7 protein-coding genes are annotated in these 15,753 nt (G+C 71.9%); 1 reads left to right on the forward strand and 6 read right to left on the reverse strand.

Features of this window, described 5'->3' with window-relative positions; all coding sequences use genetic code 11:
* Positions 1 to 5: 5 nt before the first annotated feature.
* Together ACNPQM_RS37230 and ACNPQM_RS37235 are read right to left on the reverse strand one after the other, a co-directional pair.
* Positions 6 to 449, reverse strand: coding sequence for a roadblock/LC7 domain-containing protein (locus ACNPQM_RS37230; RefSeq protein WP_358861012.1), 444 nt, complete (start codon positions 447 to 449; stop codon positions 6 to 8).
* Positions 446 to 3,352, reverse strand: a complete 2,907-nt coding sequence (locus tag ACNPQM_RS37235) for a nitrate- and nitrite sensing domain-containing protein (protein ID WP_418087420.1) — start codon at positions 3,350 to 3,352, stop codon at positions 446 to 448. The genes ACNPQM_RS37230 and ACNPQM_RS37235 overlap by 4 nt, the downstream gene beginning before the upstream one ends.
* Positions 3,353 to 3,767: 415 nt before the next feature.
* On the opposite strand from ACNPQM_RS37235, the gene ACNPQM_RS37240 reads away from it, so the two are divergent.
* Positions 3,768 to 4,214 (forward strand): hypothetical protein, encoded by a 447-nt coding sequence (locus ACNPQM_RS37240; protein WP_418087421.1) that lies wholly within the window; start codon positions 3,768 to 3,770, stop codon positions 4,212 to 4,214.
* A gap of 117 nt (positions 4,215 to 4,331) precedes the next feature.
* Here ACNPQM_RS37240 and ACNPQM_RS37245 read toward each other — a convergent pair whose 3' ends face one another.
* From ACNPQM_RS37245 to ACNPQM_RS37260, 4 genes are all read right to left on the reverse strand, one after another.
* The gene (locus ACNPQM_RS37245) at positions 4,332 to 9,164 is read right to left on the reverse strand and encodes a hypothetical protein (protein ID WP_418087422.1); all 4,833 of its coding nucleotides are present in this window, start codon (positions 9,162 to 9,164) and stop codon (positions 4,332 to 4,334) included.
* 53 nt (positions 9,165 to 9,217) lie between these two features.
* On the reverse strand, positions 9,218 to 10,153 hold the full coding sequence (locus tag ACNPQM_RS37250; RefSeq protein WP_358861015.1) for a hypothetical protein: 936 nt from the start codon (positions 10,151 to 10,153) through the stop codon (positions 9,218 to 9,220).
* 160 nt (positions 10,154 to 10,313) lie between these two features.
* On the reverse strand, positions 10,314 to 11,840 hold the full coding sequence (locus tag ACNPQM_RS37255; RefSeq protein WP_358861016.1) for a hypothetical protein: 1,527 nt from the start codon (positions 11,838 to 11,840) through the stop codon (positions 10,314 to 10,316).
* An 18-nt stretch (positions 11,841 to 11,858) separates the two neighbouring features.
* Complete coding sequence (locus ACNPQM_RS37260; protein ID WP_418087423.1) at positions 11,859 to 15,512, reverse strand: hydantoinase B/oxoprolinase family protein; 3,654 nt, start codon at positions 15,510 to 15,512, stop codon at positions 11,859 to 11,861.
* Positions 15,513 to 15,753: the final 241 nt, after the last annotated feature.

The following is a 15,753-nucleotide window of genomic DNA, read 5'->3' on the forward strand; positions in this document are numbered from 1 at the left end:
GTCCCTCACCCTCCGGCGGGCAGACCGGACGTCCGTGGGGCGTTGGCCAGGTGTGCCCCCACACGCTTGACCATCAGCGTCATCTCGTACGCCACCTGCCCCACGTCGGAGTCCGAGTCCGCCAGCACGGCGAGACAGCTGCCGTCACCGGCGGCCGTGACGAAGAGGAACGCCTCGTCGAGTTCGACGACGGTCTGACGGACGCGGCCCGCGTCGAAGTGGCGCCCGACGCCCTTGGCGAGGCTGTGGAATCCGGAGGCGACGGCCGCCAGATGCTCACTGTCCTCCCGGGTCAGGTCGTTGGACGTGCCGGTGGGGAGGCCGTCGCTGGAGAGCACCAGAGCCTTGCGGATGCTGCCGACACGCTCGACGAGTTCGTCGAGCAGCCAGTTGAGTTCGCCGGATCCCTGGCGTGTGGCGTTGGATGCTGCGGCGTTCGGTGCGGTCATCGACCGTCCCCTCCCGGAATGGTTCCTTGAGCTGTCTCACCGGGCCCGGTCGCTTCCTCGGCGTTCTGCCGACGGCCGCGCTGCCAGCCTCGTTGCAGCGAGGCCATTCGGCTGCGTACCTCGTCCGCGTCCCGCTCGATGTCCTCGGGCGGTTCCGATCGGGCCGGCTCGGAAGCACGTCCGCCGGACGTTTCGCGGAGCTGTGGGGCGAGGTTGGCCTGCCGGATCCGGCGGGGCAGTCCGCCCACGGTTCCCGGGTGCGAGGGGGGTGCGGTCGGTGGCGTCGCTTCAGGGGGTGCCGACGTGGGTGCGGCGGGCTCGTTGGCTGTCCGGAAGCCGGTGGGCTGCCGGGGTTCGGTGGGCCGCCGGGTGGCGGCGGAGACCCAGGCGTCGCTGGTGGACTGCCCGGGGGCATGGGTGGAACGGCCGTTGTCGTACGAGGACGCGCCGGTGTCCGCCGGCTCCCGGTCGGTGGCCGTCGGGTGCGCGCGGCCGGCCTCGTCGACGCGGCGGCCGCGGTCGGTGACCAGCGTCGGTGACTTGCGGCGGGGCAGCGGAACCGGGCCGCCAGGGCGCATCGCCCGGACATCGGCCGTGGGTCCGGAGATCCGGTCGGACGCCTGCTGGTGCTGTTCACGGTCGGCGTCACGACGGAGGTCGCGGGCGCGGAAGATGCCACCGCGTTCGCTCTCGGTGTCTTCGATGTCGGACACTGCGTCGAGAACGGGAGCGAGTACGGAATCGATTACGGGGTCCGGCATGAAGCCGAGTGCGTCGACCGGCCCTTCGAGTTCGACCGGTCCGTCCAGGACGGTCGGGTCCGCGAGCCCGCCGGAGACCGGGGCGAGTACGCCGGGCCTGGCCTCGCCCGCGCGATCGGCCGTCCGCCGGTCCGCCACGCCGTCCCTGCGGTTCTTGTCGCCGCGCGGCGCCTCCGTGCCGGTCCTGCCGCTGCCGATCGCCTTCTCGGCCCGTCGGTCGAGGCGGAATCCCGAGCCTTGCGTATCGACGGCATCGGTGAGCAGGGCCGCCGGAATGAAGACGACGGCGGTGGTGCCTCCGTACGGAGAGGTCTGCAGCGAGACCCGGACGTTCTGCCGCTGCGCCAGTCGGCTCACCACGAAGAGGCCGAGCCGGTCGGTGTCGGAGAGCTCGAACTCCGGTGTCTCGGCGAGCCGCAGATTGGCGTGCAGGAGGACCTCGGGCGGCATGCCGAGGCCACGGTCGTGGATCTCGAGGGTGAAGCCGTTCGCGACGCGTTCGCCGTGCACCTGGACCGCGGTGTGCGGGGGTGAGAACACGGTGGCGTTCTCGAGGAGTTCGGCGATCAGGTGCGTGAGGTCGGCGACGGCCGGCCCGCCCACGCCGAGGCGCGGCAGCCGGCGGACCTCGATGCGCTCGTAGTCCTCGACCTCGGCGACGGCCGCGCGCACCACGTCCATCAGCTGGATGGGCTTGCGCCACTGCCGGGACGGCGCGGCTCCGGAGAGGATCACGAGGCCCTCGGCGTGCCGCCTCATGCGGGTGGTGAGGTGGTCCAGGCGGAAGAGATCCGCGAGTTCGTCGGTGTTCTCGGTCCGGCGCTCCATGGCGTCCAGCAGCGTCAACTGGCGATGCAGCAGCACCTGGTTGCGGCGGGCAAGGTTGACGAAGACCTCGGAGACACCGCGGCGCATGTCGGCCTGCTTGACCGCGGCCTCGACGGCCGCGCGTTGCAGCGTGTTGAGTGCCTGGCCGACTTGGCCGATCTCGTCCTTCTCGTACCTCAGCTGCGGGGCTTCGGTCTCGACGTCGACCTGCTCGCCCGCGGCAAGGCGGCGCATCACGCTCGGCAGCCGTACGCCGGAGACCTCGTGGGCGTCCTTGCGGAGCCGGGAAAGGTCGCGGACGAGCTCACGGCCGATGCGTACGGAGACGAAGAGGGAGACGAGCAGGGCGAGGAAGCCGAGGACGCCCGCGACACCGGCCTTGATCAGAACGCTGTATCCGGCGGGCTTGCCGCGGTCCTGGAAGCGGTTGTTCATCTCGGTCGAGTCGTTGGCCAGCCGGTCCAGGACCGGCGGAGCCACTTCCTGCCAGCGTTCGGCGTCGACCGCGCGGGGGTTGTCGGTGGGGCCCGCGGCGACAATCTTGTTCTCCGCGGTGCGCAGCGGCTCGCTCTCCGGGCTCGCCCAGTACTGCTCCACCCGCCGCCGCTCCGCCATCGGGAGTGCCTCGCTGCTGATCTCCACGAGCAGCCGGCGGTTCGCGACGAGGTCGGAGATCTGTCGGAGTTCAGAGGCGTCGATCCGGCCGGCGACGAGTGCCGAGGCGACCAGTGCGTCCTCCCTGGACAGCAGTTCGCGGGCCCGTGCGACGCCCACCAGGGCGCGTAGCTGCTTGTCCAGCACCACGTCTTCCATGGTGTGGAGACCGGTCAGGAAGCGGTAGCAGGGGTCGATCAGACCGTTGTAGAAATCCAGTGCCTGATTACGGTCGATGGTGCGTTTCTCGACCGAGTCGCGGAGCGCACCGAGACCTTCGACGGCGCTGAAGATCGAATTGAGCTGCGCTTCGGCGTCGGTGCTCAGGTCGTCGCGAATGCTCTTCTGCTGTGCGCTCTTCTTGAGGTCCGCCACGACGCGGTCGGTGGCGGCACGCCGCTGGCGCAGCAGGGGAAGGGCGTCGGAGGCGCGGGGGTCCGCGAGGAAGACGAGGGTCTGCCGGCGCTCGTTCTGGACCACCCGGACGGCGTCCTCCAGCGGGTGGCCGACCTTCTCCACGATCGTGCTCGCACCCATCAGCTGGTTGGCCTCGCGGCCGGTCAGGTAGGTGGCGAAGCCCCAGAGGGCGGTGAGGGAGACGAGCGGCACCAGCAGCAACGCCACGATCTTCCTGCGGATGGACTTTCCGCGAAAGCGCATGGCCTCCCCCAGCTCAGCCCCTCGCGCGGGGGCGGTGTTTCCGTCAATAAACGGCGCGAGCCTACTACTGCCTCACAGACAACTCGAAGGCATGTCCGGACGATTTTCAGCCGGACTCGCAGGCGCTGGGCGGGGGTTGTCTTGGTATTCAGGGAGATGAAGTTCACGAAAGCGTCAGAAGAGACCCGTCAGAGCGCTGCATTCCCTCACATGGCAGTTGGCTGGAAGTCTTCGTTCCATGATGGATCAAGGGAATCTTCACGATGATTCAGTCGTCTGTCTGTACGGGCGTTGAGGCACGGGGCAGGGGATTACGGAGAGGGCGTACGGCGGGGTGATCCGGTCCGTCTGCGTAGAAAGGACGCATGCCGGGCAACAACCCTGAAGTCGGACAGCGGTGGGGAGTGGAAAGTCCTTGGACACGGAAGAGCGTCGGAGCACCGGGGCGCCGGCGGTGGGCGGGCCACGGATCCCGCGGCAGCCGCTGTGGGTGGAGGAGCCTGCGGCACGGCGACGTATGCCGGATCCGGTGCGTACGTCGGCCGTGCGCGCCGTGCTCATCATGTCGCTGACGATCATCCAGGCCATGGTGGCGTTCCTGGCCACACTGACGGGCTCGTGGCTGGCCTTCCCGATGGTGCTGAGCGGCGTGGGCAGCACGGTGGTCGCCACCTGGTCGGTGCTGGACGTGTGGGTGACCCGCCAGGTCTGGAATCAACGCCATGGCGTGGTGTCGATGCCCAGCAGCTCTGCACGGCAGCTGCGCCGGGAGCGGCGTGCGGCCCGCCGGGCGGCGAGGGCCGCGGACCGGGAGGCAGCCCGGATACGCCGCCGGGGCACCCGCAACCTCTCGCGGGCTTGACCTCGTCCCCCGCCCGGCAGTGTTTACCCGACGGGGCAAAGCTTGCCGGGAGGGGCCCTGAGAGCTGTCCCGGCGAGACGTCGAAGTCGTGCTGGCCGGCCGGCGTTCCGGCACGCCCTAGGAGGCCCGGGGTGCGTCCAGGGCTCCGGCTGCCTCTGATGCGTCGGGCGTCGCCGGCGTGCGCTTGAACATGCGGGTCGCGGTGATCTCCCCGTGCACCGTCTCACCGTTCGGATCCTGCTGTGGCAGGCCGGGGCGCAGGTGCTCCTCCACACTGATGTACTTCAGGCCCGCCCTCAGGTCCGCATCGTTGCGCAACCGGATGACCAGCGGGAATTCGGCGAGCGCCGTGGTGTCGAACAGGCCTGTGGTGTAGAGCAGTTGTACGCCTAGGGCGTCCGACACCGCGCGCTGGAGCTCCAGCAGATACGTGGCATTGGCGCGGCCGATGGGATTGTCGAGGAAGAGCGTGCCGGCGTGACGGTGCTGGTGCCGGTCGCGGCCCCGGTCGTTGCTGCGCAGGGCGGCCATCGTGCAGTACAGGGCGATGGCGGCGGTCAGCAACTGGCCGCCGGAGAAGACGTCGCCCATCTGTCCGACCGGGACGCGTTCCGCGCGGAGCACCGCGTCCGGCTTCAGGATCTCCACGGCGATGCCCTTGGGCTCCAGGGCCGCCTGTACGCCGCGCAGCAAGAGGGACATGCCGTCCCGTCGCAGGTCGGAGTTCTTCTTGAGGGCGGCGCGAGTGGCCTCGTCGATGACGTCGCCGAGCCGCTCGGTGAGCGTCGCCTGGTCGGGCTCCTCGAAGCGGATTCGGAGGAACTCCTGGCCGGACCACTCCCCCAGGCCCTCGGGAAGCTGGGAGAGCCGCTGGGCGGAACGAAGGGTGGTGAGTGCGGACTCCACGAGTCCGCGGAGCCGGTCGACGATGGAGTCGCGGTTGCGCTCCAGCTGGGCCAGCTCGTCGGTGAGGACGCGGAGCCGGGGCGCGAAGGCGGCGGCCCACTTCTCGGCGTGCTCCGGCAGTGCCGCGGCCGGGAGTTCGCGGATCTGCTGCCGGGCAGGGGTACGGACCTGCTCGTAGCGGGTGGCGTTGGCGTGCCGTACGAGGACGTCGCTCGCTTCGCGTACGGCGCTTTCGGCGGCGGAGAGGTCGGCGGTGCAGCCGCGCAGCGAGCGACGGGCCTCGGCCGCGGACTGCCGGGCCTCGTCAAGGCTGCCGGGGTACGGCTCGGGGGCCTCCGGGTCGTCGTCGGCGCCATGGTCCCTGAGAAGGTCGCGCAGCAGGGCGGCGGTCTCGTCGAAGCCTCCGGCGGATGCCTCGGCGGTGCGGTGGGCGTGAAGCAGTTCGGCGTGGGCGGCGCGGGCGGTGTCCAGGGCGCCGGTGGCGGTGGCGAGTTCGGCAGTGGCCGTACGCAGGAGGGTCTGGGCCTGCTCGGCTTCGGCGGGGACCAGCTCGTCAGGGAGCTCGGTGTGGTGGGTCTCGCCGTCCACCGGGGCGAGACGCTCGGCCTCACCGCGCAGCCGGCCGAGCTGCTCGCTCGCGGCGGAGGCCCGGGTCTCCAGGAGCTGGACCAGGGATTCGGCGCGGGCGGCGGCCGCCTGGCGTGACGGGCCGTCGGCTCCGTCGGTGCCTTCGAGGAGCTGGGCGGCGCGGGTGCGGACCTTGTTGGTGAGCCGGTCCAGTTCGGCGAGGGCGGCGCTCTCGTCGCTCTCGGCGCGGGCCTGTTCGGCGCGCAGGTCGGCGCCGACACCCACCTTCTCGTACAGCTGGGATGCGGCACGGTAGGCCTCGCGCAGAGCCGGGAGGGCGGGGCGCGGGGAATCGCCCTCGGGCTCAGGGAGGTTCTCCGGGGCGCCTGCGATCTCCGCACGTTCGGCGCGCAGGGCTCGGGCGGTGCGGCGGGCGTCGTCGGCCGCGCGCTGGGCGGCCCTGCGGTCCTCGTCGGCGGCGCGGGCCCGCTCCAGGCAGACGGTGGCGCGGGCTTCGGACTCGGCCGCCTCCTCGACGAGTTCGCGCAGTCGTGCCTGCCAGCGCGAGCGTTCGCGGAGCCGGTGGGCCAGGCCCGCGAGGGCGTCGGCGACGCGGCGGGCACGCTGGGCGGCCTCCTGGCGCTCGTCGCGGACGCGGGCGGTGTCCGCGGCGGTTTCGTCGGCCTCGGCGCGCGCCGAACGGGCCTCGGCGAGCACGGCCTGGGCCGTCTCGGCGGCCGTGCGGGCGGTACGGGCGGCCTCGGCGAGCTCGGCGAGCATGCCGGGCGGGCAGTCGGCGCGCCAGGAGCCGATCCGGGCGGCGAGGGACCGGTCTCCGGCGAGGCGGGCCGCGAGCGTGCGGATGTCCTCGTCGCGGTCGGCGGCCCGGCTCCGCAGCGCCTGGCGTTCCTCGTCTGCGGCATGCTCGTCGTGCATCGCCGGGTTCGGCGGAACGAGGAACACCCCGTCAGTGCTCCGGGCGGAGCCGGTGCCGGGGGCGGGTACCGGGGCGAGCAGTGCGGCGGTCGTGCCGACGGCGACGGCGGAGCGCGGCAGCAGGGCGGCGCCGCCCAGGACCTCACGGGCGCGGGCGTGCGAGTCGGCGTCGGTGATGATCACGCCGTCGACGAGCTCGGGGCGGGCGGCGAGCACCGCAGCGTGGTCGGCCGGGTCGACGGCCTGGGCGAGGTAGCGCCAGCCCGGCAGGGCCGGGATGCCGTGCTCACCGAGATATTCGACAGTGGCGAGCACATCGGGTCCGGGCGGCAGCAGTCCGCCGTCACCGAGTGCGCCGAGGATACGGGAGTCGTCGGCCGCCGCCGTGCGCAGTTCGAAGAGGCGGCGTTCGGCGGCGGCGATGCCCTCGTCGAGCAGCTCCCTCAACTCGTCGGCGCTTCGGTCGAACTCCTCTGCGGTGAGAGGCTGTTCGGCGGTCAGGGAGTAATCGCCCGTGGCAGTGCGGTCGGTGGCGAGTGCCTGGCCGGCTACGGCCTGCCGATCGGAGCCGGAGCCCGTACCTGCTCCTGCCCCGTCCTCGTACCCGTCCTGCGGCGCCGGGGCGTGCGGTGCCGCGGTGCCCGACGCGCCGCCGGTGGCTCCGCGACGGGGCCGGGGCACACCGACGCCGTGCGCCGCGGGGAGGCCCAGCAGGTCGGCGAGGCGGTGGTCGGCGGCGATCGACTCGGCGGCCCTGAACTCGGCCTCGTACGACTGTTCCGCCGCCTGCGCACCGTCCGCGGCGCGCGCTGCGGCGAGCTCGGCTCGGCTCTCGGCGGCCGCCGCTTCCCTGGCCCGGTCGGCCGCGGCTCCGGCCGCTTCCCGTGCGTCGTTCCAGGCGGCGACGGTGGACTGTTCCGCGTCGCTCGCGGCGAGGGCGGCCCGCGCCGGATCGGCGTCCGGCGCGGTGTTGTCGAGCCAGCCCGCCCGTACCGCCTCGGCGGTCTCCTGCTCGACCTCGGCGAGGCGCTGGCGCAGATGTCCGGCCTCACTGCGGGCGCGCTGGGCCTCGGTGGCGGCGGTGGTGGCATCCCGGTGGGCGGTCTCCCCCGAGGCCTGGAGGGTGTCGGAGCGCTCCTCCTCCTCGTTGGCCAGCTGCTCGCCGGCTTCCGCGGCGGTGTGCAGAGCGCGTACGAGGTCGGCGGCAGCGGTGGCGCGGGCGGCGAGCGCGGGCGCGGCGTCGCGTTCGGCCTCGCGGATGGCGACGGCGACGCGCGCGGACCGGTCGGCGGCGGCGCGGTGGCGCAGCACTGCTTCGGCGGCCTGCCATGCGGAGTGCAGGGTGCGGGCGTCGACCAGTTCGCGGCGCTGGGCGGCCGCGCCCTTCTCGGCTGCGGCCAGGGCCAGGGAGGCGTGCCGGTAGGCCAGTTCGGCGGCGATGAGAGCGCTGCGGCTGCGGGCCTCCTCGGCGGCGGTGACGGTGTGGGCGGCGCCCGTCACCTGCTGGGCGAGGTCGGCGGTGCGGCCGCGCTCCTGGGCGGCCCGGGCGGAGAGCCTGCGGGCGAGAGTACGGGTGCGGTGTTCGGCGCCCGCGTGGATGTCGCGGGTACGGGAGCGGGTGCCGGTGGCTTCGACGATCCGGCCGAGCAGGTCGACGGAGCCTGCGGTGAAGTCGCGTTCCGCGGTGAGTTCGGCCCGGCGGCCCAGCTTGTTGCCGAAGCCACTGACCAGGTCGGCGAGACCGTCCGTGTCACGGGTGTCCGTGACGGCGCGGAGCAGCAGGTCGGTGAAGTCGGAGTCCTTCTTGACCGCGAAGAGCCCGGCCGCCTCACCCTCGTCGGCGTTCATCTCGCGCTGATAGCGGAAGAGTTCGGGGTCGAGGCCCAGGTCGCCGAGGTGCTCGTTCCACCGGTCGTGGATCTCTTCCCAGTGCACATCGAGGTGCTGGTAGAACTTGCCCGCATCCGTGAGGGCGTCCCGGAAGCCCTTCATGGTTCGGCGCCTGCCCTGGGCGCCGGAGGCGCCTTCGACGGGGCGGCCGACGGCGGTGGCCTCGGCGACCGGCAGCGAGTCGAGGCTGAGACCGGGTCCGGGGCGGAAGGAGTACCAGGCCTCCGCGAACTTCCGCGGGTCGTTGGAGACCTGCCGTCCGCGCCACTCGCTGACCTTGCCGACGACGACGCACTCGCCCGTGAGGGTGTGCTGCCACTCCAGGGCGACATGACCGCAGTCGTCGGCGAGCAGGAACTTGCGCAGTACGCCGGAGCTGGCGCCGCCGAGGGTGTTGCGGTGGCCGGGCAGCATCACGGAGAAGATCAACTTCAGCAGGACGGACTTGCCGCCGCCGTTCTCCAGGAAGAGCACACCGGCGGGTGCCGGGCGGCGCGGCGGGCCGACCGGTTCCTCCTCGAAGAACTCCGCCTGGGCCGGCGCGGGGTTGGGCACGGGTTCCCCCACTCCGCGCAGGTCAAGCACGGTGTCGGCGTAGCGCGCACCGGCAGGCCCGATGGAGTAGAGGCGGACCCGGGACAGCTCGTACATGGCGGCGGACTCTCGTCGTTCGGAAAGCAGGAGTGGGACGGCGGTGAGGGTGCTCAGGCGTGGAAGGGCAGACCGGCGTCGGCCGCCAGTTCCAGGTCGTCGCCGTCGGGCGGCGGCAGCAGTGTCGCCGTTCCGTCGGTGACGGGTACGACGCCGAGTTCCAGGAGTTCGGCCATCGCGGCGGTACCCGCCATGTCGCGTACCTGCAGCTGGTAGCGGGCGGTGGTGCGGAAGGCTCCTCCGGCATCGTCCCCGGTGCGCTGGAGGAAGCCGGAGTCGGTGAGGAAGGCGACGGCCTTGCCGACGATGCCGGTGGTGGATCCGGCCAGCCGCCGGGCGTCCTTCGTCGCGCCGGTGGCGCTGCGCCGGGCATAGATCCGCCAGGCGGCTTCCAGCCCCGGGGCGTCGGTGGCCGGGTCGGTGTTGTCGCCGTGTTCCTCGGCCCGCTCCTCCAGGCGGTGGCAGGCCTGGCGTACGAACGCGTCGATGCCGTTGACCGTGACGCGGCCGATGTACGCGTCGTCAGCGAGGTCCTCGGGGCGCGGGAAGGCCATGGCGGCGACGGCGAGATGAGCCAGTCCGTGCAGGAAGCGGTCGGCCGAGTCGGAGGAGGCGCGGCGGGCGTAGTCGCCCATGCGGACGGCGAAGACGGAGTCCTCGCCCGCCGTCACGGCCATGCCGGCCCGGGTGGAGACCTCCAGGACGACGAGACCGAGTCCGGTGGCCACGGCATCGGCGAGCCGGGCGAAGGGGGTCTCCTCCCGGTAGCGCCGGAGGAGCTCGGCGTATTCGGCGTCACGGGCGGGCAGCAGCTTGGGCTGCAGCCCGAAGGCGACGAGCCGGGCGGCGTCGGCTGCGTCGGCCGGGGTGACTGCGGTAGGTGCCGCAGGCTCGTGGGCGGCGTCGCCCTCGGTCGCGTACCCGGCGGTCGCGTACCCGGCGGTCGGCTCGCTCCACGCGTCGGTGTGCTCTGCGCGGTAGTCGCTCACGACGGTCGCTCCTCGGTGCGGGATCTCGGTGGTACGGGGTGGGCGGCGCCGGCTCTCACGGCGTCCGTACGGAAAGGTGCGAGCGGAACCGCGCATCCGGACGTGGCGGCCCGGGACCGGCAGTGATCAGGGTTCCGCCGGGTCCGGCGCCCCCGCCCGCTCATGAGGCCTCCGAGCGGTCCGCGGCCATGCCCGCCGCGTCCAGCAGGGCCATGCCCACGATCAGGTCCGCCCCGCCGAACTCCGGGTCGTCCAGCCGGGTCCCGTCGTCGACGGCGAACAGCAGGCGTCGCTCGCCCTGCCGGTAGGCGGTGCCGACCGGCGGGGACGCGGCGTGCACCGCGAGCAGGGCCACCAGATAGGGCAGGTCCGGATCGCTTCGCCGGGCCTCGGCGAGGAGTCCGGAGAGCCGGCGCGGTGCGTCGTGCTCCAGATCGAGGAGGTTCATGGCGCTCGCCAGCTGCTCCTCGCTGAACCTGCTGTCGTCCGGTGTGGCGATCAGATCCGGCTCGGGCATCTCGGCACCCAGATGCTCCCGTTCCAGGGGCGGGGTGAGCAGCATGTCGACCAGGTCGCCCACCCGCACCGAGGTGGGCGTGCGCAGCCCCGTGCCGTGGGCGAAGAACGCGTCGGTCACGCGGATCGCCTCGTCGACGGGGAGCGGCAGCAGCGGGGCGACCAGCTGGCCGTACAGGTCGAGGCCGGTCCTGGCCGTCGGGGTGGCGAACGCCTGCCGGTCCTGCTCGGCACGGAACAGCGGCCCCGCCTCCAACAGGCGGGACTGCAGCTGGGTGTGGCGGCGGATGCAGTCCTTGACTATGTCGACGAGCTCGGCGGCGCGGCGCTTGTGCTCGGGGTCCTCCGCCTCGTCCCGGGCCTTGCGGATGTTGGTGAGGATCGCGTTCTCGTGGCGGTAGCGGTCGGCCACGTGGTCCAGTGCCTCGGCGATCATGTCGGGCACGGCGTTGAGCCAGTCGACGGCCCTGACGTTGCGCCGGGTCGCCTCCAGCGTCTTGCGGAGCGTCTCCGCGTACTGCACGGTGCGGTAGCGGGCCTGTTCGGCGGCGAGCTGCGCATCGGCGAGGCGACCCCGGCTGATCAGGACCTCCAGTTTCACCTCGGCGGCGATCTGGGCGCTGGTGACGTCCGTGTCGAGGGCGCCGACCAGGACGTTGACCGCTTCGTCGGTGGCCCTCAGATAGACGCTGCCGCCGTAACCGGGTACCTCTTCGATCAGCTTGAAGTCGTAGTCCCTGCGGACATAGACCCCGTCCGGGCCGAACGTGCCGTACACCGCGCGGAAGCCGCGGTCCACGCTTCCGACGTTGATCAGGTTGTCGAGCACCCAGCGGGCGACTCGCTCGTGCTCCGCGGTGGGACGATACGGCGCCTGGGCGGCGACGCGCGGGAGCAGTTTGGCCACTATCTGCTCGTGGTCGGCGCCCGTGTCGAAGTCCATGTGCAGCGTGACCTGGTCGATCGCGGCGAGGGCGACCTCCGCCATCGCGTAGACCGTGTACTCACCCGCCAGATTCGCCTTGCGCACGTCGAGGTCGTGCAGCGGCGCCGTGCAGGCGAGCGCGCGCAGCCGCCGGGAGAGCCCCTCGTCGGCAGCCGGGCCCGGGGCGGGCCGCGGCCCCGCGCTGAGCTGGGGCGCAGCGTTGTCCGTGTAGGCAGGCGAAGTCACGCTGCACAGATTAGGTCCTCACACCGACAACGGTCGAAACGGCGCAGAAGCGACCGGTTGCGGCACTCCGTATCCCCCGCCGCCGGGTGTGCGCAGGACCAGCACATCGCCGGGCGCCAGTTCGGCCGTGTCACATCCCTCCAGCGAGGTGACCGTGTTCTTCCCGTCGGCTCGCTCGATGTGCTGGCTGCCCAGCGCGCCCGGTTCGCCGCCCGCCATGCCGTACGGAGGGACGCGGCGATGTCCGGTGAGCAGCGCCACCGTGACGGGTTCGAGGAACCGGAGTCTGCGCTCGACCCCGCAGCCGCCGTGCCACCGACCCGCTCCCCCACTGCCGTCCCGTACCCGGAAGCTCTCGACCAGGACCGGGTAGCGCCATTCGAGCACTTCGGGATCGGTGAGCCGGGAATTGGTCATATGGGTCTGCACGGCGTCGGTGCCGTCGAAGCCGTCGCCGGCGCCCGAGCCGCTGGCCACCGTCTCGTAGTACTGGACGCGGTCGTTGCCGAAGGTCAGGTTGTTCATGGTGCCGGAGCCCTCGGCCTGGATGCCGAGCGCCCCGTACAGCGCGCCCGTGACGGCCTGGGAGGTCTCCACATTGCCCGCGACGGTGGCCGCGGGATGGACGGGTGCCAGCATCGAACCCGCCGGGACTCTGACCTCCAGGGGTTTGAGGCAGCCGCTGTTGAGCGGGATGTCGTCGGCGACCAGGGTCCGGAAGACGTACAGAACCGCGGCCATGACGACGGACTTCGGGGCGTTGAAGTTCCCGGGCTGCTGCGGCGAGGTGCCGGTGAAGTCGACGATCGCGCTGCGTGCGGTACGGTCCACGGTCAGCGCGACCTCGATCACGGCACCGTTGTCGGTCTCGTAACGGTACGAACCGTCGTGCAGCCGCGCGATGATCCGGCGTACGGACTCCTCGGCGTTGTCCTGCACGTGGCGCATGTACGCGTCGACGGCCTCGGCGCCGAACTGGTCCACCATGCGGCGCAGTTCCGCGATGCCCTTCTCGTTGGCGGCGATCTGGGCACGCAGATCGGCGAGATTGGTGTCGGGGTCACGGGACGGGTACGCGGCATTGGTGAGCAGCTCGCGGGTCTCGGCCTCGCGGAACCTGCCGTCCCTCACCAGCAGCCAGTTGTCGAACAGCACCCCTTCCTCGTCGATGGTGCGGCTGAACGCGGGCATGGAGCCGGGGGTGATGCCGCCGATCTCGGCGTGGTGGCCACGTGACGCCACCAGGAATCTCAGCCCCGACCCGTTCTCGCCGCGTTCGTCGAACACCGGGGTCACCACCGTCACATCGGGCAGATGTGTGCCCCCGTGGTACGGGTCGTTGATGGCGTACACATCGCCGGGACGCATGGTGGAGCCGTTGCGCCGCAGCACTTCCTTGATGGACTCCCCCATCGAACCGAGGTGCACCGGGATGTGCGGGGCATTGGCGATCAGATTGCCGTCCGCGTCGAAGAGCGCGCAGGAGAAGTCGAGCCGCTCCTTGATGTTGACGGAGTGGGCGGTGTTCTCCAGGCGCACGCCCATCTGCTCGGCGATCGACATGAAGAGATTGTTGAACACCTCCAGCATGACCGGGTCCACACGCGTGCCGACGGCGGTCCGGTCGGGGCGCGGTCGGACCCGGGTGAGCAGCAGATGGCCGGTGTCGCCGATGGTGACCTGCCAGCCGGGGTCGACGACGGTGGTGGCGTCGGCCTCGGCGATCACGGCGGGACCGGTCACGGTGTCCGACGGTTGCAGGGCCTCGCGCCGGTGGAGCGGGGTGTCCTGCCAACGGCCGTCGGCGAACATCCTTACCGTGTCGTGGGGTTGTGGCGTGCCCTCGCGGACCGTCCGATCCACCGGGTGCGGTACGTGCCGGCCCGCCGCGCCGGTCGCCTCGACCGACACCGCCTCGACGAGCAGTGGTCTGTCCATGGTGAAGCCGTAGCGGGCTCGGTGCTCGTCCGTGAACGCCTGTGTCATCGCGGGCGCGGTGTCCAGGTCGACGGGCAGGCTCGCGTCCGTGCCGGCATAGCGCAGGAGGACCCGGGCGTGGGTGCTGATGGCGCTGTCCTCGAGTCCGTCGGCGCGCAGTTCGGCGCGGGTGCGGGCGGCCAGTTCCGCGCAGAGCGCGTCGACTGCGGCCCGGGTGCCTTCGGCGTCGAGCTCCGCTTCGACCGACTGTTCGCGCATGGCGGTGGCGTCGGCGAGACCGATGCCGTACGCGGACAGCACCCCGGCCAGCGGCGGCACGAGGACGGTGTCGACGCCGAGTGCGTCGGCGACGGCGCAGGCGTGCTGACCGCCGGCGCCGCCGAAGCAGGTGAGGGCGTAGCGGGTGATGTCGTGGCCACGCTCCACGGAGATCTTCTTGACCGCGTTCGCCATGTTGAGCACGGCGATCTCCAGGAATCCGGCCGCGGCCTCGGCTGCGGTACGCCGCGCGCCGGTGGCCCGTGCCACCTCGTCGGCGAGTGCCCCGAACCGCTCGCGCACGACGTCGGCGTCGAGCGGCAGGTTTCCCTCCGGCCCGAAGACTGCCGGGAAGTGCGCGGGCTGGACCCGGCCGAGCATCACGTTGGCGTCGGTGACGGTGAGCGGCCCGCCCCTGCGGTAGCAGGCCGGGCCGGGGTCCGCGCCCGCGGAGTCGGGTCCGACCCGGTAGCGCCGGCCGTCGAAGTGCAGGACGGAGCCGCCGCCGGCCGCAACGGTATGGATGTTCATCATCGGGGCGCGCATCCGCACCCCGGCCACCTGGGTGCCGAGCTCGCGCTCGAACTCGCCCGCGTAGTGCGAGACATCGGTGGAGGTGCCGCCCATGTCGAAGCCGATGACCCGGTCGAAACCGGCCTGTGCGGACGTACGGGCCATGCCGACAACGCCACCGGCGGGGCCGGACAGCACCGCGTCCTTGCCACGGAAGTGCGCGGCTTCCCGCAGTCCGCCGTTGGACTGCATGAACATCAGCCGGACGGACTCCAGTTCGCCCGCGACTTCCTCGACGTACCGGCGCAGGATCGGCGAGAGGTACGCGTCGACGACGGTGGTGTCGCCGCGCGGTACCAGCTTGATCAGCGGGCTGACCTCGTGCGAGCAGCTGACCTGGGCGAAACCTGCCGCACGCGCCGCGGCGGCGACGGCGGTCTCGTGGGCGGGGTGCCGGTAGCCGTGCATCAGGACGACCGCCGCGCTGCGGAAGCCGTCCGCCCTCGCGGCTCTCAACTGCGCTGTTGTCGCAGGCAGATCGAGGGGGATGAGGGTCCGGCCGTGCGCATCGATCCGCTCCGGGACCTCGATCACCCGGTCGTACACGGCCTCGGGCAGCAGGATGCGGCGGTCAAAGAGGCGCGGGCGGTTCTGGTACGCGATGCGCAGGGCGTCCCGGAACCCTTCGGTGGTGACCAGGACGGTCGGCTCCCCACGCCTTTGGAGCAGGGCGTTGGTGGCGACGGTCGTGCCCATCTTCACGCTGCCGACCCGGTCGGCGGGGACCGGGTCGGCAGGGCCGAGGCCGAGCATGAGGCGGATCCCGGCGACGGCGGCGTCGCGGTAGCGGTCCGGGTCGTCCGAGAGGAGCTTGCGGGTGACCAGGCGCCCGTCGGGATCACGGCCCACCACGTCGGTGAACGTGCCGCCACGGTCGATCCAGAACTCCCAGCGTCCCGTCATCCCTCCATAGTGACGCGTGGCGCGGACAACAAGTGCCGTGACCGGCAATGTTTGCCCGATCAGGAGCGGGCAAAGCCTGCCGGGAGGGCACCAGGGCGTGTTCCGAAAGGAGTGTCGTCCGCCCCAGGGGCCCGCCTGGCAGGGGGACTTTCGAAACACGCCCTAGAAGACTCATGAAGATCTTGTTGAGGGGCTGTCCGGCCGTAGGCCGGGTGGCCCCTTGGTCTATGTGGTGGCTGGG

It is taken from the genome of Streptomyces sp. NPDC056231 (assembly GCF_048270745.1).
In the GTDB taxonomy this organism is placed as follows: domain Bacteria; phylum Actinomycetota; class Actinomycetes; order Streptomycetales; family Streptomycetaceae; genus Streptomyces.